The sequence below is a fragment of the Streptomyces sp. NPDC030798 genome (assembly GCF_055572275.1).
This window is the reverse complement of the sequence record NZ_JBVIDR010000011.1, coordinates 293,417-311,993: the sequence shown is the minus strand read 5'-3', so window position 1 is coordinate 311,993 and position 18,577 is coordinate 293,417. Positions and strand designations below refer to the sequence as shown.

General features: G+C 71.2%; 18 protein-coding genes. 7 read left to right on the top strand and 11 right to left on the bottom strand.

Features of this window, described 5'->3' with window-relative positions; all coding sequences use genetic code 11:
* The first annotated feature begins 111 nt into the window (after positions 1-111).
* Positions 112-816 (top strand): phosphatase PAP2 family protein, encoded by a 705-nt coding sequence (locus ACZ404_RS25760; RefSeq protein WP_468443730.1) that lies wholly within the window; start codon positions 112-114, stop codon positions 814-816.
* 173 nt (positions 817-989) lie between these two features.
* Here ACZ404_RS25760 and ACZ404_RS25755 read toward each other — a convergent pair whose 3' ends face one another.
* Positions 990-2,543 (bottom strand): FAD-binding oxidoreductase, encoded by a 1,554-nt coding sequence (locus ACZ404_RS25755; protein WP_468443728.1) that lies wholly within the window; start codon positions 2,541-2,543, stop codon positions 990-992.
* A gap of 323 nt (positions 2,544-2,866) precedes the next feature.
* Here ACZ404_RS25755 and pstS point away from each other — a divergent pair, with 323 nt between their 5' ends.
* The 4 genes from pstS to pstB all read left to right on the top strand — a co-directional run bounded on the left by pstS (position 2,867) and on the right by pstB (position 7,010).
* Positions 2,867-3,997, top strand: coding sequence for a phosphate ABC transporter substrate-binding protein PstS (gene pstS / locus ACZ404_RS25750; protein WP_468443726.1), 1,131 nt, complete (start codon positions 2,867-2,869; stop codon positions 3,995-3,997).
* 124 nt (positions 3,998-4,121) lie between these two features.
* Positions 4,122-5,129 carry a phosphate ABC transporter permease subunit PstC gene (gene pstC, locus ACZ404_RS25745; protein WP_468443724.1) on the top strand — a complete coding sequence of 336 codons (1,008 nt, stop codon included), beginning with the start codon at positions 4,122-4,124 and terminating at the stop codon, positions 5,127-5,129.
* Positions 5,126-6,187 carry a phosphate ABC transporter permease PstA gene (gene pstA, locus ACZ404_RS25740; protein WP_468443722.1) on the top strand — a complete coding sequence of 354 codons (1,062 nt, stop codon included), beginning with the start codon at positions 5,126-5,128 and terminating at the stop codon, positions 6,185-6,187. Before pstC ends, pstA begins: the two co-directional genes overlap by 4 nt.
* Before the next feature lie 46 nt (positions 6,188-6,233).
* The gene (pstB, locus tag ACZ404_RS25735; RefSeq protein WP_468443720.1) at positions 6,234-7,010 is read left to right on the top strand and encodes a phosphate ABC transporter ATP-binding protein PstB; all 777 of its coding nucleotides are present in this window, start codon (positions 6,234-6,236) and stop codon (positions 7,008-7,010) included.
* A gap of 124 nt (positions 7,011-7,134) precedes the next feature.
* Here pstB and ACZ404_RS25730 read toward each other — a convergent pair whose 3' ends face one another.
* Together ACZ404_RS25730 and ACZ404_RS25725 are read right to left on the bottom strand one after the other, a co-directional pair.
* Positions 7,135-8,133, bottom strand: coding sequence for an inorganic phosphate transporter (locus ACZ404_RS25730; RefSeq protein WP_468443718.1), 999 nt, complete (start codon positions 8,131-8,133; stop codon positions 7,135-7,137).
* A 7-nt stretch (positions 8,134-8,140) separates the two neighbouring features.
* Complete coding sequence (locus ACZ404_RS25725; protein ID WP_208033008.1) at positions 8,141-8,761, bottom strand: DUF47 domain-containing protein; 621 nt, start codon at positions 8,759-8,761, stop codon at positions 8,141-8,143.
* 206 nt (positions 8,762-8,967) lie between these two features.
* Here ACZ404_RS25725 and ACZ404_RS25720 point away from each other — a divergent pair, with 206 nt between their 5' ends.
* A complete protein-coding gene (locus ACZ404_RS25720) occupies positions 8,968-9,273 on the top strand; it encodes a metal-sensitive transcriptional regulator (protein WP_468443716.1) in 306 nt (101 codons plus the stop codon).
* Positions 9,274-9,292: 19 nt separating this feature from the next.
* Here the strand turns inward: ACZ404_RS25720 and ACZ404_RS25715 are convergent, their stop codons facing one another.
* Both ACZ404_RS25715 and ACZ404_RS25710 read right to left on the bottom strand, forming a co-directional pair.
* Complete coding sequence (locus ACZ404_RS25715; RefSeq protein ID WP_468443714.1) at positions 9,293-9,466, bottom strand: hypothetical protein; 174 nt, start codon at positions 9,464-9,466, stop codon at positions 9,293-9,295.
* Positions 9,467-9,561: 95 nt separating this feature from the next.
* A complete protein-coding gene (locus ACZ404_RS25710) occupies positions 9,562-10,419 on the bottom strand; it encodes an SCO4651 family lipoprotein (protein ID WP_468443712.1) in 858 nt (285 codons plus the stop codon).
* A gap of 156 nt (positions 10,420-10,575) precedes the next feature.
* Between ACZ404_RS25710 and ACZ404_RS25705 the strand changes: the two genes are divergently transcribed.
* Positions 10,576-10,749, top strand: coding sequence for a hypothetical protein (locus tag ACZ404_RS25705; protein WP_468443710.1), 174 nt, complete (start codon positions 10,576-10,578; stop codon positions 10,747-10,749).
* Positions 10,750-10,802: 53 nt separating this feature from the next.
* Here ACZ404_RS25705 and ACZ404_RS25700 read toward each other — a convergent pair whose 3' ends face one another.
* From ACZ404_RS25700 to ACZ404_RS25675, 6 genes are all read right to left on the bottom strand, one after another.
* A complete protein-coding gene (locus ACZ404_RS25700) occupies positions 10,803-11,231 on the bottom strand; it encodes an NUDIX hydrolase (RefSeq protein WP_468443708.1) in 429 nt (142 codons plus the stop codon).
* Positions 11,232-11,250: 19 nt separating this feature from the next.
* Positions 11,251-12,537: a CHAD domain-containing protein gene (locus tag ACZ404_RS25695; protein WP_468443706.1), complete on the bottom strand. Its 1,287-nt coding sequence runs from the start codon at positions 12,535-12,537 to the stop codon at positions 11,251-11,253.
* Positions 12,518-14,857, bottom strand: coding sequence for an RNA degradosome polyphosphate kinase (locus tag ACZ404_RS25690; protein ID WP_468443704.1), 2,340 nt, complete (start codon positions 14,855-14,857; stop codon positions 12,518-12,520). The genes ACZ404_RS25695 and ACZ404_RS25690 overlap by 20 nt, the downstream gene beginning before the upstream one ends.
* A 305-nt stretch (positions 14,858-15,162) precedes the next feature.
* On the bottom strand, positions 15,163-16,089 hold the full coding sequence (gene mshD, locus ACZ404_RS25685) for a mycothiol synthase (protein ID WP_468443702.1): 927 nt from the start codon (positions 16,087-16,089) through the stop codon (positions 15,163-15,165).
* Positions 16,090-16,322: 233 nt separating this feature from the next.
* Positions 16,323-17,783 carry a sensor histidine kinase gene (locus ACZ404_RS25680; protein ID WP_468443700.1) on the bottom strand — a complete coding sequence of 487 codons (1,461 nt, stop codon included), beginning with the start codon at positions 17,781-17,783 and terminating at the stop codon, positions 16,323-16,325.
* The gene (locus ACZ404_RS25675; RefSeq protein WP_468443698.1) at positions 17,780-18,517 is read right to left on the bottom strand and encodes a response regulator transcription factor; all 738 of its coding nucleotides are present in this window, start codon (positions 18,515-18,517) and stop codon (positions 17,780-17,782) included. Before ACZ404_RS25675 ends, ACZ404_RS25680 begins: the two co-directional genes overlap by 4 nt.
* Between the last annotated feature and the right edge of the window lie 60 nt (positions 18,518-18,577).

Sequence of the window (18,577 nt, the reverse complement as noted above, 5' to 3'; positions counted from 1 at the left end):
ACGTCAGTGCGGCAGTACGTCAGTGCAGCGGAAGCGGATCTACGAACCACGGGGGGCAGGAGCGACGCACACGAGGTGCGTCCGGGAAGACGACGAAGGGGCCGCAGCACCATGGCTGTACTCGCCGAATCCGGATCGAACCCCGACGTCGACCTGCTCTACGACATCAATGGCCTGGCCAAGGACGCGCCGCACTGGTTCGACCGGGTCATGGAGTTCATCGGTGAGTACGGGCTGCTGCTCGCCATGGTCCTGCTCGTGCTGGGGTGCTGGTGGACCGTGCGGCGCCGGGGCGGCGAGGACGCGGCGTCCTCCGTGGCCGCGCTGGTGTGGGCGCCGCTCGCGGCCGGCCTCGCCGTGCTGGTGAACGTGCCGATCCGGGGCTTCGTGGAGCGCCCGCGCCCGTTCGTCGACCACCAGGGGCTGGACGTCCTGGTCTCCGGCAAGACCGACTTCTCCTTCGTCAGCGACCACGCGACGATCACCATGGCTCTGGGCGCCGGGCTGTTCGTCGCCAACCGGCGCTTCGGCCTGGCCGGCATCGGGCTGGCGCTGCTGGAGGGTTTCTGCCGGGTGTACATGGGGGTGCATTACCCGACCGACGTGGTCGGCGGCTTCGCCCTCGGCACGGCCGTCGCACTGCTGCTGTCGCCGCCGGCCATGGCGCTGCTCACTCCGTTGATGAAGGCGGTGGAGCGGTCGCCGAGGGCGGGGTGGATCGTCCGGCGGCGACCGTCGGCCAAGGGCAGCGGCGATGCTGTGCTCTCCAGCACCCGGGCGCCCCTGGAAACCGAGGAGCGCGACCTGGCGGCGTGACCCCGCGCGGGAATGCACCGGAGGGTGGTGCCGCTGAGGACGACTCACCTGCGGCCACTGCAACCCCTGGGGGCGCGGGGAACTGCGCGACCAGCCCCCACGCGCCCGCAGCCGAACACGGACCGAAGCGCCCCCTGCAACCCCCGTCGTCCCCCTGCAACCCCCGTCGTCCCCTACAGCCCCTGTCCGTAAGAGAAGAAGCGGTGGGGGTCGTACTGCTTCTTGACCTTCGTCAGGCGGGTCACCGCGTCGCCGTAGTACGCCTTGCGCCAGTCGGTCAACGTCGGGTCCGTGTAGTTCTGGTACGCCGCGCCGGAGGCGTACGGCTTCATCGCGGTGTGCGCCGACGTCAGCCATGACTGCGCCGTACCGCCGGAGGCACCCGCTCCCCAGGAGGCGATGTACTGCGCCAGCATGCGGGAGCGGCGGTGGACGAAGGCCGTGGCCGTGGGGGAGACGCGGTTGACCGCGCCGCCGAGCGCCGTGAAGGCGATGCTGCCCGCGCCGCCCCGGACGGAGCCGATCTGCTGCAGCAGGGTCTGGATGCCCGCCGAGGAGAGGGAGCGGTCGAAGAAGTCGGAGCGGGCCGTGTAGGTTTCCCGGCCGAGCCTGCCCTGCGGGGAGCGGCCCGGCGTGGAGCCCGGCAGATGGCACTGGGCGTCGGTGGAGAACGAGGAGCAGCCGGCGTAGATCTCCATCGCCTCCTCGTAGCCCCGGCGGCGCAGGGAGACGGTCCTGGCGTCGGCACCCACCTTGTGGGCGAGGCGGTCCACTGCGTTCTGCAGTTCGCCGTACGTGCCGAGGGAGAAGCAGGAGACGGAGACCGACGGGGTGCCGCCCGGGGTGTTCGACAGGTGCAGGGAGGACCAGATCTCGTCGGGCTGGGACGGGCCCCACTCCTGCCAGGCCTTGACGACCGCGGCCGCCCTGGACCACGGCCAGGTCAGGTACGCGGTCACCGCCTGCGGCGCCGCATGCGTCTTGAAGTGCAGCTCGGTGACGACGCCGAAGTTGCCGTTGCCGGCGCCGCGCAGCGCCCAGAAGAGGTCGGCGTGCCGGCCGGCGTCGGCGGTGACCTCGGTGCCGTCGGCGGTGACGACGGTCGCCCGGGTGAGGCTGTCGCAGGTCAGCCCGTAGGCGCGGGAGGCGACGCCGTGGCCGCCGCCGAGCACCAGGCCGGAGACGCCGACGGTGGGGCAGGAACCGGCGGGTATGGTCACGCCCTTGGCGGCCAGTCCCCGGTAGACGTCGATCAGCTTGGCGCCGGCGCCGACCACGGCCTGCCCGCCGCTGACGCGGATGCGGTTCAGCCTGGAGACGTCCAGGATCAGCCGGCCGTTGCCGGAGGAGTAACCGGCGTAGGAGTGGCCGCCGTTGCGTATCGCCACCCGTATCCCGTGGGCGTGGGCGTATGCCAGGGTCGTCCGGATGTCGTCGGTGTGCGCGACGTAGGCGACGGCGGACGGCTTCAGGCCGTCGAAGCGGGTGTTGTAGAGCTGGTGGGCCGTCTTCCAGGCCGCGTCGCCCGGGCGCACCAGGGTGCCGTCGAGGTCTCGGGCGAGGGCCGCCCAGTTGGCAGCGGCGGCCTGGCTCGTGGTCCGCAGGGCCGTGCCGGAGGCCGAGAGGGAGTGGGCCGAGGAGCCGGCGGACGAGCCGGAGCCGCAGCCGGCCAGTGCGGTGGCCGCCAGTGCGGCCGCGCCGCCCGAGATGAACGTACGCCGTTCCATGTGTCCGTCGCCTTTCCTCGGCTTCTCCTGGAACGAGACGACGGCATCCGCACGAGGGTTCCACGGACGGGTGGACGAACGTCGAAGACATGTCCGCGCAACCCGGCCGTCGGAACCTCCACGTGCCCTCCCCGTGAGCATTCCGTGACCTCACCGAGGCGACGGCAGGGGTTCACTCCTCGTTCACTTCCGGCCATCGGCGGCTTCACCTGTTCTGCCTAGTTTCGGCCGTGCACGGTGCGGAGTGCGGCCCTGGACGCGCTCGCGCACTACTTACCTCGCACGCCGCCGACAGCGGCGGCTCCTGGAAGGAACTCCCGAAAGTGAAGCTTCAGCGCAAGAACCGGCTGCGCGCCCTTTCCCTCGGTGCTGTCGCCGTGACCGGCGCCCTGGCCCTGACGGCGTGCGGCTCCGACGACAACGGCGGCGGTTCCAAGGCGGGCGGCGCCTCCTCGGCGGCCAACGCCTCCTCGATCAAGTGCGACGGCGCCAAGGGGCAGCTGCTCTCGGACGGCTCTTCCGCGCAGAAGAACGCGATCGACGCCTGGGTGAAGAACTTCTCGCAGGCCTGCGGTGTGCAGATCAACTACAAGGCCGGCGGCTCCGGCGCCGGTGTGACCGCGTTCACGCAGGGTCAGATCCCGTGGGCGGGTTCCGACTCCGCGCTGAAGCCCGAGGAGGTCGCGGCCTCCAAGAAGGTCTGCTCCGGCGGCCAGGGCATCGACCTGCCGATGGTGGGCGGCCCGATCGCCATCGGTTACAACGTGAACGGCGTGGACAACCTGGTCCTGGACGCCCCGACCCTCGCCAAGATCTTCGACGGCAAGATCACCAACTGGAACGACCCGGCGATCAAGAAGCTGAACCCCAAGGCGAAGCTGCCCGACCTGAAGATCCAGGCCTTCCACCGCTCGGACGACTCCGGCACCACGGACAACTTCACCAAGTACCTGATCGCCACGACCCCGGACAACTGGAAGTACTCCGGCGGCAAGACCTGGCAGGCCAAGGGCGGCCAGTCCGCCGCGCAGTCCTCCGGCGTGGCCCAGCAGGTCAAGCAGACCAACGGCGCCATCGGCTACTTCGAACTGTCCTACGTCGGTGACGGCATCAAGGCGGTCAGCATCGACACCGGTGCCGCCCAGCCGGTCGCCCCCACCACCGACAGCGCCACCAAGGCCATCGCGGACGCCAAGGTCGTCGGTACCGGCAAGGACCTGTCGCTGCAGCTCAACTACAAGACCAAGGCCGAGGGGGCCTACCCGATCACCCTGGTCACCTACGAGATCGTCTGTGACAAGGGCAACAAGGCCGACAGCCTGCCTGCCGTCAAGTCCTTCCTCACCTACATCGCCTCCGAGGACGGCCAGAAGATCCTCAGCGGCATCGACTACGCGCCGATGCCCGACGAGATCATCGGCAAGGTCCGCAGCACCATCGCGGGCCTGAGCTGACCTGATCCGAGAGTGCGGCCCGGTTCCCACGGCCTCCCCGCGGGCCGGGCCGCACCGTCCGGTGCACCGCCGCCAAGAGCCGCGCATCCCACGAGGTGAGCGGCTCCGCAGACCGGAGAACTCGATGGACATATCGACGCAGACAACCGACGCACCTTCCCCCACGCCCCAGCCGGCCCTGGCCGAGCAGAAGCGCACCGCCCGCGGCGCGACCCGCCCCGGCGACCGCATCTTCCTCGGCCTGTCCCGCGGATCCGGCATCCTGCTGCTGGTGATCATGGCCGCGATCGCGGTCTTCCTCGCCTATCGCGCCTCCCTCGCGATCAGCAAGGACCACGGCAACTTCCTGACCACCTTCGAGTGGAACACCAACCTCAACCCGCCGGTCTTCGGCATCGCGGTCCTGGCCTTCGGCACGGTGGTCTCCTCGGTCGTCGCCATGGCCCTGGCCGTGCCGGTCGCCGTCGCCATCGCGCTGTTCCTCACGCACTACGCCCCGCGCAGGCTGAGCGGCCCGGTCGCGTACGTGATCGACCTGCTCGCCGCCGTGCCGTCCATCGTGTACGGCCTGTGGGGCGCGCTGGTCCTCGTACCGCACATGAACGGCCTGTTCGGCTGGCTCGACGACTACCTCGGCTGGACCGGCATCTTCTCCTGGCAGGGCGGCGCGCCCCGCTCGATGCTCACCGTCGGCATCCTGCTCGCGATCATGATCCTGCCGATCATCACCAACGTGACCCGCGAGGTCTTCCGCCAGGTCCCGCGGATGCACGAGGAAGCGGCCCTGGCCCTCGGCGCCACGCGCTGGGAAGTCGTCCGCATGGCCGTGCTGCCCTTCGGCCGCTCCGGTGTGATCTCCGCCTCCATGCTCGGCCTCGGCCGTGCCCTCGGCGAGACGATGGCCGTCGCCACCGTGCTCTCGCCGACCTTCGACATCCAGGCCAGCCTGCTCGACCCGGGCGGCGGCACCTTCGCCCAGAACATCGCCAGCAAGTTCGGTGAGGCCACCGAGCAGGGCCGGGACGCGCTGATCGCCTCCGGCCTCGTGCTGTTCGTCATCACCCTGCTGGTCAACGGCGCGGCCCGCGCGATCATCGCCCGCCGCAAGGAGTACTCGGGGGCCAACGCATGAGCACCGCACGCGTCGCCGACAGGCGTCCCAGCACGCTGCGCAGCGCCAGCCTGCCGAAGTGGTCGCCGTGGGCGATCGCCGCCGGTTCCGTCCTGGTCGCCGTGGGGATCGGTCTGGCCGCCGGGCTGAGCAGCACGATCCAGTGGGGTCTGATCGCCGCGATCCTGTTCGTGCTCGGCACCTTCGTCATCTCCGCCAGGGTCGAGGGCCGCCGGCAGGCCAAGGACCGGATCGCCACCTCACTGGTCTGGGTGGCCTTCCTGCTCGCCGTCGTCCCGCTGGTCTCGCTGATCTGGACCACCGCCGAGCGCGGTGTGAAGGTCCTCGACGTCTACTTCCTGACCCACTCCATGGGCGTCGTCGCCGACTCCGAGCCGGGCGGCGGCATCTACCACGCCATCATCGGCAGCCTGGAGCAGGTCGGGCTGGCCACCCTGATCGGCGCCCCGGTCGGTGTGCTCACCGCGATCTACCTGGTCGAGTACGGGCGCGGCAGCCTCGCCCGGGCGGTCACGTTCTTCGTCGACGTGATGACCGGTATCCCGTCCATCGTCGCGGGCCTGTTCATCCTCAGCCTGATGCTGATGTTCGACATGCAGCCCTTCGGCTTCGCCGGCTCGCTGGCCCTGGCCATCCTGATGATGCCGGTCGTGGTCCGTTCCACGGAGGAGATGCTCAAGCTCGTCCCGAACGAGCTGCGCGAGGCGTCCCTGGCGCTCGGCGTCCCGAAGTGGCGCACCATCCTGAAGGTGGTCCTGCCGACCTCCCTCGGCGGCATCACCACCGGCATCATGCTGGCGATCGCCCGTATCGCGGGCGAGACCGCGCCGATCCTGCTGCTGGTGTGGGGCAACAGCTTCATCAACAACAACCCCTTCAGCGGCGCGCAGCAGGCGCTCCCGCTGTACATCTACCAGCAGTACGCGAACAGCTCGGGTTCCACCGCGGCCTACGACCGCGCCTGGGCGGCGTCCCTCACGCTGATCGCCTTCGTGATGATCCTCAACCTGGTGGCCCGCGGGATCGCCCGCTGGAAGGCACCCAAGACCGGTCGCTGACGCGGCCAACAGCGACCGAGCTTGAATCTCTGGAAGTGAAGTAGACATGGCCAAGCGAATCGACGTGAGCGGACTCACCGCCTACTACGGCTCCCACCGGGCGATCGAGGACATCTCCATGACCGTCGAGCCGCGCTCGGTGACGGCGTTCATCGGGCCGTCCGGCTGCGGCAAGTCGACGTTCCTGCGCACGCTGAACCGGATGCACGAGGTCACCCCCGGGGGCCGCGTCGAGGGCAAGGTGCTGCTGGACGACGAGGACCTCTACGGCGACGGCATCGACCCGGTGTCGGTGCGGCGCGAGGTGGGGATGGTCTTCCAGCGGCCGAACCCCTTCCCCACGATGTCGATCTTCGAGAACGTGGCGGCCGGGCTGCGGCTGAACGGCAGCTACAAGAAGGCGGAACTGAACGACATCGTCGAGAAGTCGCTCAGGGGCGCCAACCTCTGGAACGAGGTGAAGGACCGCCTCGCCAAGCCGGGGTCGGGCCTCTCGGGCGGTCAGCAGCAGCGGCTGTGCATCGCCCGCGCCATCGCGGTCGAGCCGAAGGTGCTGCTCATGGACGAGCCGTGCTCCGCCCTGGACCCGATCTCGACGCTCGCCATCGAGGATCTGATCGGTGAGCTGAAGGAACGCTTCACGATCGTCATCGTGACGCACAACATGCAGCAGGCGGCGCGGGTCTCGGACCGTACGGCGTTCTTCAACCTGGCGGCCGTCGGGCAGCCGGGGCGGCTGATCGAGATCGACGACACCGAGCGGATCTTCTCCAACCCGTCCGTCCAGGCCACGGAGGACTACATCTCCGGCCGCTTCGGCTAGGCCGCCCCCGGCCCGGACAGGTTCCGGGCCGTACGGAACCCCTCGCGGTGCTGCATGGCGGTGCCACCGTGAGGACGCAAAAGGGCCCGCCCCTGGCTCCCAGGGGCGGGCCCACGCGTGACGCCTACAGGACCGTGATGTCGATGATGCCGAACGCCGCCGCCGCGACCAGCGCCGCCGCCGGCATGGTGATGAACCAGCCGAGGACGATGTTCTTGGCCACGCCCCACCGCACGGCGTTCACCCGCTTCGTCGCCCCCACGCCCATGATCGCGGACGTGATGACGTGCGTCGTGGAGATCGGCGCCTTGAAGAGGTAGGCCGTGCCGAACATGATCGACGCCCCCGTGGCCTCCGCGGCGAACCCCTGCGGCGGATCCAGCTCGATGATCTTGCGGCCGAGGGTGCGCATGATGCGCCAGCCGCCCGCGTAGGTGCCCAGCGACAGCATCAGCGCCGAGACGACCTTCACCCACACCGGGATCGGGTCGCCGAAGGTCTCGTGGCCGGAGATCACCAGCGCCATCACCACGACACCCATCGTCTTCTGGGCGTCCTGGAGGCCGTGGCCCAGCGCCATGCCGGCCGCGGAGACCGTCTGCGCTATGCGGAAGCCCCGCTTGGCCTTGTGCGGATTGGCCCGGCGGAAGATCCACAGGATCGCCGTCATGACCAGGTAACCGGCGATCAGGCCGACCACCGGCGACAGGAACATCGGGATGACGACCTTGTCGAGCACCCCGTTCCAGTGCACCGCCGTACCGCCCGCCAGGGCCGCCCCCACCAGGCCGCCGAACAGCGCGTGGGAGGAGGACGACGGCAGACCGAAGTACCAGGTGACCAGGTTCCAGACGATGGCGCCGACCAGGGCCGCGAAGAGGATGCCCATACCCGTGGACCCCGAGGGCGTCTCGATCAGGCCCTCGCTGACGGTCTTGGCGACCCCGGAGCCCAGAAAGGCACCGGCGAGGTTCATCACCGCGGCCATGGCGAGAGCCGCCCGCGGGGTCAGCGCCCGTGTCGACACCGAGGTGGCGATCGCGTTCGCGGAGTCGTGGAAGCCGTTCGTGTACGTGAAGAAGAGCGCGACCGCGATGGTCACGACCAGGGCGAAGGTGGCCATCGACGCCTCAGGACTCCTTGACGGCGATGGTCTCCACCGTGTTCGCCACGTGCTCGAACGCGTCCGCCGCCTCTTCCAGGACGTCCACGATCTGCTTGAGCTTCAGCACCTCGATGGCGTCGTACTTGCCGTTGAAGAGGTGGGCCAGCAGCTTGCGGTGGATCTGGTCCGCCTGGTTCTCCAGACGGTTCACCTCGATCCAGTACTCGGTGAGGTTGTCCATCGTGCGCAGGTTCGGCATCGCCTCCGCCGTCAGCTCGGCGGCCCGCGCCAGCACCTCGATCTGCTGCTCGACGCCCTTCGGCAGCTCCTCGACGTTGTAGAGGACGACCAGGTCGACGGCCTCCTCCATGAAGTCCATGATGTCGTCCAGGGACCCGGCGAGGGAGTAGATGTCCTCGCGGTCGAACGGCGTGATGAACGAGGAGTTCAGCTGGTGGAAGATCGCGTGCGTGGCGTCGTCACCTGCGTGTTCCGCGGCCCGCATACGCTCTGCGATCTCGGCCCGGGCGGAGGAGTCCGCCCCGAGCAGTTCCATCAGGAGCTTGGAGCCGGTGACGATGTTGTCCGCGGAGGCGGCGAACATGTCGTAGAAGCTCGTCTCCCTGGGGGTCAGACGAAAGCGCACGTGGGGTCCTCGGGGTGCTTCGGTTTCGGTCAGGCTGATGCTAGGCGCATCATCCGGCCACGGCTATCGGGCCGTCCCCCAGTGTCGCCCATGGAACAGAATGCTCCGCACGGGGGCACAGCAAAGCCCTCCTACCCGGGAAAATTCGTTACGATATACCCACCAGGGGTATGTATCGACCGCTCGTCCCGAGATGGAGGCCCGCGATGACGACGACCGAGGCCGGCGCCACGCACGGTTACCACAAGCAGAAGGACGAGCACCTCAAGCGGCTGCGCCGCATCGAGGGCCAGATCCGCGGCCTGCAGCGCATGGTCGAGGAGGACACGTACTGCATCGACATACTCACCCAGGTCTCCGCCTCGACCAAGGCCCTGCAGGCCTTCGCGCTGCAGTTGCTGGAGGAGCACCTGCGGCACTGCGTCGCGGACGCGGCCCTCAAGGGCGGGGACGAGATCGACGCGAAGGTGGACGAGGCGACGAAGGCGATCGGCCGCCTGCTGCGCACCTGAGCCCCCGCCCCCGCCGGCCTCAGACCTCGGCCGATTCTCGCTCCTCGGCGACCCGCAGCACCTCGTCGATGCTCGCCATGCTCAGCCGGTCCTCGGCGGCCGACGCGGCGATGATCAGCTCCCCGCACAGCTCGATCTCGGCGAGGGCCACGTGGTCCTGTACTGCCGTACCGCCGACCGGAGCCACGCGCATCACCTCTTCTCTGCCGTCACCGACTTCCTAGAGTAGGCAGGGCTCCACACACCGCGCATGGCACGGACGGGCTAGTTCGGGGGTGGCATCGCGGACTAGTGCTCTGGCTGATTCTCGGCGATGCGGCCCGCGTAGATGTCCTCCGGTCTCGGCAGGCGGACGTCGGCGGGGGTGCCGAACTCGTACAGCAGCGTGGTGGACGCGACCGCCACCGGAGTCTTCTCCCGGCCGTTGACGAAGCTGAAGTGCTGGCGCAGCTTGCGGATGCGGCCCTCGTCGTCGAGGTAGGCGTCGAACGGGACCTCGGCCGTGGCGAAGCCCTTCGCCGCCGCCCGCAGCGGTGCCCGGTTCTCCACCGAGGCCGCGCTCGCCGCCCGGGTCAGGTCGGCCGTCCCCCGGTAGTGCCGCACCTGGGTGCCGCCGACCTCGGTGCGCCCCACGTACGTCGCCCTGCGCGTCCCGCGCAGCACCTCGGCGGCGGCGTACGGGTCGGTCGCGCCGCCGGTGACGAGGTTGCCGTCGGAGAGCGTCGAGGTGTCCACCCGTACCCACTTGTCGGCGGGCACTCCGGCCCCCCGGTTCTTCATGAACAGGGCGCCGGGGGCGAGGAGTTCGGTGATGGGCCGGTGCTCGGAGGTGCCCGCCGGGTCCTCCGGGAGCACGACGGTCAGCTGCCCGAGGCGCCGGCGGTAGTCGTAGACGCCCTTGCCGCGGATGGTGACCCGGGTGCCGCCGGTCGCCATCTCCATGGACGTACTGGCCTTGGAGGTGCCGGAGCCGCCCAGGGTGTCGGCCGCGTGCCGCAGGGTGGTCACCGGGTCGCCGTCCGCCCCGGCGAGGCCCTCGGCGGCGGCCCCGCGGCCGGAACACCCGCCGGCGGCCGTGCCGAGCCCGAGCACGAGCCCCAGCGCGACGACCGTCCTGCCCGCGCGCCTGTAGTGCCGCCGATCCATCGCCTGCCAACCCCCAGCCGGTACGTCCGTCACGGGCCCCCTGTCGTTCCGGTTAACGACGGGTAGGGAGTGCCGTCACGCGTCGCAGGTGGGCGGGCCGAAGCCTGGGAAAGGGCATACAAACCCTTTAACCGCGTTGTCGGTACCGTGGTTGCCGTGGCGCAGCAGGACGGGCCGGAGCGAGCCCGGCAGGGGCGGGAGCACCTCACGACGACGAGCGAACAGGGCCGGTTCTGTGTGGCCCGGTGCACCTGCGGCTGGCGCGGACCGGCCCGCCGGGCCCGCAGCCAGGCCAGGGCGGACGCGGAGGGGCACGCGGTGACCGCCTAGCAGGGGCAGGCCCTCGCGGGGCCGAGGGGGCCCTGCCGGGCGGCCCCGCGGCCCTAGCGTCCCTTCCGGCGCCGGTCCAGGCGTTTGACGAGGGCGTCCACCAGGTCGCGGTCGCGGGGCTGGGTCAGGCGGTCGCGGGCGGCGGCGGGGGAGAGCCACCGGATCCGGTCCACCTCGTCGGTCGGGGTGAAGCGGCCCGCGACGGCCTCCGCCGCCCAGTAACGCACCTGCTTGGGGCGGCCGTTGGCCCGGTAGCGCAGGGTCGGCAGACTCGGCCCGGGCTCGGCGGTGTACCCCGTCTCCTCGGCGACCTCGCGCAGCGCGCCCTCGAGCGCGTCCTCGCCCCGCTTGAGCTTGCCCTTCGGGTGCGACCAGTCGTCGTACTTGGGCCGGTGGACGAGACAGAGCTCCAGCGTGCCGTCCTTGGGCGAGCGGCGCCACAGCACGCACCCGGCTGCCTGGACCGTCGTGTCGTCGTTCACACCGCCTCCTCGGGGAAGTTCAGGGTGTGCTGACCGTCTCCTTCTGCCACGCCTGCTGGAAGGCGAACCTCGCCGCCTCCACCTCGTGCCGCTGGTCGGCGTGGAGCACGCCGAGGGCGTACGCGGTCGCCGGGGCGATGCGGGGGGTACGGGCCGCCTGGGCCGCCGCTGCCGCCGCCTCGGCGGCGTCCCGGTGCCGGTTCAGGGCCTGACCCGCCGACAGCAGGCCCACGTCCAAGGGCGAGTTGCCGCCGTGCAGCACCTCACGGGCGTACCGGTGCAGGCGCAGCAGCAGCCGGACCTGGTGCCAGGGGCCGTCCTGGGGGTGCGGGGACGGGTCCGGGGACAGGCCGTGCACCAGGGCCTCCGCGTTGTAGGGGTGGCCCGCGGTGACCAGGGGCAGGGCGGTGACGGCGTCGGTGAGGCGCTCCTCGGCCGCGGCCGCCAGGGGGTGCAGGTGCGTGCCGGGGGCCGCGGGGGTGAGCGGGACCTCGCTGGCGAGTACGGCCACCTTGTCGGCGACCGCGTGGAAGCGGGAGGAGCCGAGGGCCTGCAGCGCCGTGGAGTGGGCGCGGGTCCGGGCGAGCGTGAGCCGGCGCTCCAGCAGCGCACCGGCCTTCGCGGCGCCCACGGTGAGGGCACCGCGCTCCGGAGCGGGGGCCGACCCAGCGGGGCCGCCCGTGGGAGCGGGCGGCGCCTTCGCCGGGGCGGGTGCCACTGCCCCGGCGGCACGGCCGCCGGTGGCTCCCGCGACTGCTGCGGCTCCCGCGGCCACGGTGGTCATGCGGTCACCGGCGCCGACGGCCGCCGCGCCCCCGCCGACCGGTACGCCGGCGCCCGCCGACGTGCTCGTACCGCCGTGTCCGTCGGCGCTGCGGTGGCCGCCCGTGCCGACGGGCTCGTACGCGCTCCCGCGCCCCTGCACCGACTGCCCCGGGAACACCGCCACCCCCGACAGCCGGTGCAGGGCCAGCAGGAGGCGCTGCAGGCGGGACTCGTAGGCGTGCTCGAGGCCGAGGGTGCCCGAGACCCAGGCCAGTTCGGGGCGCATGTCCTCCGACCAGTCCGCGTCCAGCAGGGGCCGGAAGGTGTGCAGGCTGGCACTGATCCTGCGGGCCGAGCGGCGCAGCGCCCGGGCCGCGTCGACGGACTCCTCCGCGCCGCCTGCCGGGGCGCCCCCGGTCTCCCGGTGCAGGCGCAGCGCGCGGAGGAACTCCGTGGCCTGGGCGCGCAGGTAGCCCGCGAGGGCCTCCCCCGTCACCGCCGGGGCCGTGGGGTCCGTCGGGTCAAGGTGTTGCTGTGCCACGCCGGCGCCTCCGGGCGTCTATGAGCATCTCCTGGACGTTGCGCAGGGGCTGTCCGTCCGCATCGGTCGCGTGCCGGGTCCACTCGCCGTCGGGGCCGAGGTGCCAGGAGGCGGTGGTGTCGGACATGCCGGTGTCGAGCAGCCGGTTCAGGGCCGCCCGGTGCGCGGGGTCGGTGACCCGGACCAGGGCCTCTATCCGGCGGTCGAGGTTGCGGTGCATCATGTCGGCGCTGCCGATCCACACCTCGGGCTCGCCGCCGTTGCCGAAGGCGAACACCCGGGAGTGCTCGAGGAAGCGGCCGAGGATCGAGCGGACCCGGATGTTCTCCGACAGGCCCGCGACGCCCGGGCGGATCGCGCAGATGCCGCGTACCCAGACGTCGACGGGCACGCCTGCCTGGGAGGCCCGGTAGAGCGCGTCGATGAGTGCCTCGTCGACCATCGAGTTGACCTTGATGCGGATGAACGCGGGGCGCCCGGCGCGGTGGTGCTGGGCCTCCTTGTCGATCCGGGCGATCAGGCCGTCGCGCAGCGACTTGGGGGCGACCAGCAGCCGCCGGTAGGTCTCGCGGCGGGAGTAGCCGGAGAGCCGGTTGAACAGGTCGGAGAGGTCGGCGCCGACCTGCGGGTCGGCGGTGAGCAGGCCGAGGTCCTCGTACAGCCGGGCGGTCTTGGGGTGGTAGTTGCCGGTGCCGACGTGGCTGTAGCGGCGCAGGGTGTCGTCGCCCTCCTGGCGCACCACCAGGGACAGCTTGCAGTGGGTCTTCAGGCCGACCAGGCCGTACACGACGTGGCAGCCGGCCTCCTCCAGCTTGCGCGCCCACTTGATGTTGGCGTGCTCGTCGAAGCGGGCCTTGATCTCGACCAGGACGAGGACCTGCTTGCCGGACTCGGCGGCGTCGATGAGGGCGTCGACTATCGGGGAGTCGCCGGAGGTGCGGTACAGGGTCTGCTTGATGGCGAGGACGTCCGGGTCGGCGGCCGCCTGCTCGAGGAAGGCCTGGACGGAGGTCGAGAAGGAGTCGTACGGGTGGTGCAGGAGCACGTCCCGGTTGCGCAGGGCGGCGAAGATGTCGGGCGCGGAGGCGGACTCGACCTCGGCGAGATCGCGGTGGGTGCCGGCGACGAACTTGGGGTACTTCAGCTCCGGCCGGTCGAGGCTGTGGATGCGGAAGAGGCCGGTGAGGTCCAGGGGGCCGGGCAGCGGGTAGACCTCGGCCTCGGAGATCTTCAGCTCGCGCACCAGCAGGTCGAGCACCTCGCGGTCGATGGACTCCTCGACCTCCAGGCGCACCGGCGGGCCGAAGCGGCGCCGCATGAGCTCCTTCTCGAGGGCCTGCAGGAGGTTCTCGGCGTCGTCCTCCTCGACCTCGAGGTCCTCGTTGCGGGTGAGCCGGAAGGCGTGGTGCTCCAGCACCTCCATGCCCGGGAACAGCTCCTCCAGGTGGGCGGCGATGACGTCCTCGATGGGGACGTAGCGGCCGGGGGAGCTCTCCAGGAAGCGGGAGAGCAGCGGCGGCACCTTCACGCGGGCGAAGTGGGTGTGGCCGCTGACGGGGTTGCGTACGACGACGGCCAGGTTGAGGGAGAGGCCGGAGATGTACGGGAAGGGGTGCGCGGGGTCCACCGCGAGCGGGGTGAGGACCGGGAAGATGCGGTGCCGGAACAGGGTGAACAGCCGGGCCTGCTCCTTCTCGGTCAGCTCGTTCCAGCGGACCAGGTGGATGCCCTCCTCCGCGAGTGCGGGGGCGACGTCCTCGTGGTAGCAGGCGGCGTGCCGGGCCATCAGCTCGCGCGAGCGGGCCCAGATCATCTCCAGCACCTCGCGCGGCTGCAGGCCGGAGGCGGAGCGGGTGGCGACACCGGTGGCGATGCGGCGCTTCAGGCCGGCCACGCGGACCATGAAGAACTCGTCGAGGTTGCTGGCGAAGATCGCCAGGAAGTTGGCGCGTTCCAGCAGGGGCGTGGCCGGGTCCTCGGCCAGTTCCAGGACGCGCTCGTTGAAGGCGAGCCAGCTGCGCTCCCGGTCGAGGAAACGGCCCTGCGGAAGCGGAGTCCCCTCGCCCGGCGACTCCTCGTACGCGTCGAGGTCGGCGTCGATGTCGGGTTCGAGGTCGGAGACAGTGGCGGCCACCGTGTGCGGGCGGTGCGCGGCGATGGAGCCCACGGAGGGCTGCGTGTGCTGAACCTCGGTGTCTGGCTGACTCATGAACCCATTCTTCCGCGTCGCGCGCGATACAGGCGCGTCGGAAAGCACGGGCGGGAGCACGGCTGCGGGCGTCCCGGGCGGCGGCGCAGGCTCTGGCACGGCGGGCTTCATTGGCCGAGCTTCGCAAGCCAGTCTGAATCGATGGTTACGGAGACATGACGTCCGGGATATCGCGGGGCGGCTCCCGGCTCACGGAGCCGCTTCTGCGGCCTCCGGCACCTCCGGTACGGAACGGTTCCGTACGCCCCTCCCCCCGTGGAAAGGGCGTACGGACCCGGCGCTCCGCTCCCGCTCTCCGTGAGCTGCCGAGCTGCAGGGGCGAGAAGTGGGACGCAGGGTGGTAGACGGCGAAACGGCCTTCGGAGTTGCGTAGCGCTGGGGCGTGGTGCGCACGACCTCACGGCCTCTGGGCCTTGTCAGGTCTCGGTGCGGTACATCAGGTCGGTCTCGTACGTGGTGAAGCCCATCCGCTCGTACACCGACACCGCCGCCTTGTTGTCCGCGTCGACGTACAGCATCGCCGCCGGGAGCTGCTGCCCCGCCAGGTGGCGCAGGCCGATCACGGTGAGGGCCTTGCCGAGCCCGCCGCCCTGCTCGCCGGGCCGGACGCCGAGCACGTAGATCTCGCCGAGGCCCTCCTCGGCGTGCACCTTGGTCCAGTGGAAGCCGATCAGCTCGCCCCGGCGCTCGGCGAGGAAGAACCCGGCCGGGTCGAACCACGGCTCGGCCTTGCGGGCGTCCAGGTCGCGCTGGGTCAGCGAGCCCTGCTCGGGGTGGTGGGCGAAGGCGGCCGCGTTGACCTCCAGCCAGGCCGCGTCGTCCTTGCCCGGCACGAAGGTACGTACGCTCACGCCCTCGGGCAGCACCGGCTCGGGCAGCTTCAGGTCCGTCAGCGAGCGCCGCATCTGGCGCAGTTCGCGGAACAGGGTCAGCCCCAGCACCTGGGCGAGATGCCGGGCGGCGGAGTGCCCGCCGTGCGCCCACACCCGCAGCCGCTTGCCCGAGGCCGCGAGCAGCGCCGAGCCCAGCGCCCGCCCGTGCCCGTGGCCGCGGTGCGCCGGGTGGACGACCAGCTCGGCGGCCGGCGCCTCCACCGGGTCGGTGTCCTCCAGCTGGGCGTAGCCGACGAGTTCGTCGCCGACGCTCAGCAGCAGATGGGAGACGCCCTCGCGGGCACCGCCGCGCAACTGCAGCCGTCCCTGCTCGGACACCGGCTGCTGCCCGTCGGTCCGGGCGGCCTCGGCGAGCAGTCCGAGCACGGCCTCGGCCTGGTCCGGGTCGAGCGCGGAGTAGGTCTCGAGAGAGCGGGAGGAAACGGGCCGTACGGAGTCGTCGCTGCTCATGCGTATGAGGGTACGGCCCGCCTCCGGCCGGCGCCCACGTCGAACGCGTGAGCCTCCGCAAGATCCTCCCCCGGAGCCGCTGGTCCCATGAGCCGTGGAGCCGGTGTTCCCGTACTCGGCGAAGCGGTCGTTCTTGCAGGAGAGGCCGCTCATGTCGGTCCACGGAGTGGTCTTCACGGCCGCGCTGAGGGAGGTGTCGCGGACCGTGGTCCGGGGGTCGGGGGTGGCGACCGCTACGGCATCTCCGGCGGAGCCGTGGCCGCCCCCGGCAGGCGTACCGTCGCCACCGTGCCGCCGCCCTCCGCGCGGGCCAGGGTGACCTCGCCGCCCGCCTGGTGCACCGTGCGGGCCACGATGGACAGGCCGAGGCCGGAGCCGGGCAGGGCCCGTGCCGACGGGGAGCGCCAGAAGCGGTCGAAGACGTGCGGGAGTTCGTCCTCGGGGATGCCGGGGCCGTGGTCGCGGACGGTCAGGACACCCCCGGTGAGCTGCACCTCGATCGTGCCGCCCTCCGGGCTGAACTTCACTGCGTTGTCCAGGATGTTGACGATCGCCCGCTCCAGTGCGGAGGGCTCCGCCCGGACGAACCAGGGATCCAGGTCGGCCGTGATCGTCAGCTCCGGACCGCGCAGCCGCGCCCGGCGCAGGGCCGCTTCCACGGTGTCCTGGAAGGAGACCACCTGGACGCGCTCACCCCGCTCGCCCTCCGAACGGGACAGCTCCTGCAGATCGCCGATCAGGGACGCCAGTTCGGTCATCTGCGCCTTCACCGAGGCCAGCAGGGCCTTGCGGTCCTCCGGGGGGAGCGGGCGGCCGGTCTCCTCGCTCCGGGTGAGCAGTTCGATGTTCGTCCGCAGGGAGGTCAGCGGGGTGCGCAGCTCGTGGCCGGCGTCCGCGATCAGCTGCTGCTGGAGGTCGCGGGAGCTGGCCAGGGAGGCGGTCATGGAGTTGAAGGAGCGGGACAGGCGGGCCACCTCGTCCTCGCTGTCGTCGTCGACCGGGATACGGATGCCCAGGTCCTCGGTGCGGGCCACGTGCTCGACGGCCTCGGTGAGCTTGTCGACGGGCCGCAGGCCGGCGCGCGCCACGGCCAGGCCCGCGGCTCCGGCCCCCACCACTCCGATGCCGGAGACGACCAGCAGGAGCAGGGCGAGGTCGTTGAGGGTGTTCTCCGTGTTCCTCAGCGGGGTGGCGATCATCAGGGCCGTGTCCGGGAAGGCCTGCGGCGGGGAGTTCCGGTCCATGCTGACGATCAGCGGGATGGTCAGCACGCGGACGGCGTTGCCGTCGGTGTCCGTGCCGTTGCGCAGATATCCCTCGCCGCTCCGGACGACCTGCGTGTCGGCGGAGGTGACCTTCACCGTCCCCACGGCGTTGGAGGAGACACAGGCCGTGCCGTCCGACTTCACCAGTTGCAGGTAGTAGGTGCCGCGCGCCCGTACGTCCCCGAAGGCCGAGGAGTTGCTCGGCTTGTGGGGGCAGTTGCTCAGCGTGGCCACCACGTCGTCGTAGGGCTGCGGCCGGATCGCCGCCTTCTTCAGGTCGGTCTTGATCTGGTCGTACAGCTTGCCCTGCACGATGAACCAGCACGTCACCGACACCGCCGCCACCGCGAACGCCACCGCCGCCGCGACCAGGACGGCGAGGCGGGCCCGCAGGGGCAGGGCGCGGTAGCGGCGCCCCAGCTTGGTCACTCGGCGCCGCCCTGTCGCAGGACGTACCCGACGCCGCGCACGGTGTGGACCAGGCGGGGCTCGCCGCCGGCCTCGGTCTTGCGGCGCAGGTACATGACGTAGACGTCGAGGGAGTTGGAGGAGGGCTCGAAGTCGAAGCCCCAGACGGCCTTGAGGATCTGCTCGCGGGTGAGGACCTGGCGCGGGTGGGCCATGAACATCTCCAGGAGCGTGAACTCGGTCCGGGTCAGTTCCACCTGCCGGCCGGCCCGCGTGACCTCGCGGGTCGCGAGGTCCATGCGCAGGTCGGCGAAGGTGAGCGCCTCGTCCTCCTGGGCCTCGGCCGAGCCGACGGCCGCCGCGTAGGAGCTGCGGCGCAGCAGCGCGCGGATGCGGGCGAAGAGTTCGTCCAGCTCGAAGGGCTTGACCAGGTAGTCGTCCGCGCCCGCGTCCAGTCCCGTCACCCGGTCGCCCACCGTGTCGCGGGCCGTCAGCATGAGGATCGGGAGGGTCTCCCCGGCGCCGCGGATGCGGCGGGCCGCCGTCAGGCCGTCCATCCTCGGCATCTGGATGTCCAGGACGACCAGGTCCGGCTTGTAGGCGGTGGCCTTCTCCAGGGCGTCCGCGCCGTCGACGGCGACCTCGGTGTCGTATCCCTCGAAGGCGAGGCTGCGCTGCAGCGCCTCGCGTACGGCGGGCTCGTCGTCGACGATCAGGATGCGCTGGGGGTCACGGTCGCCTTCGGCGGGGCTCATCGCTCGCGATTCCTCGGGGTGCGGTGGGTCGGGGGTGGGGTGTCCGGCGGGTTCGGCGTC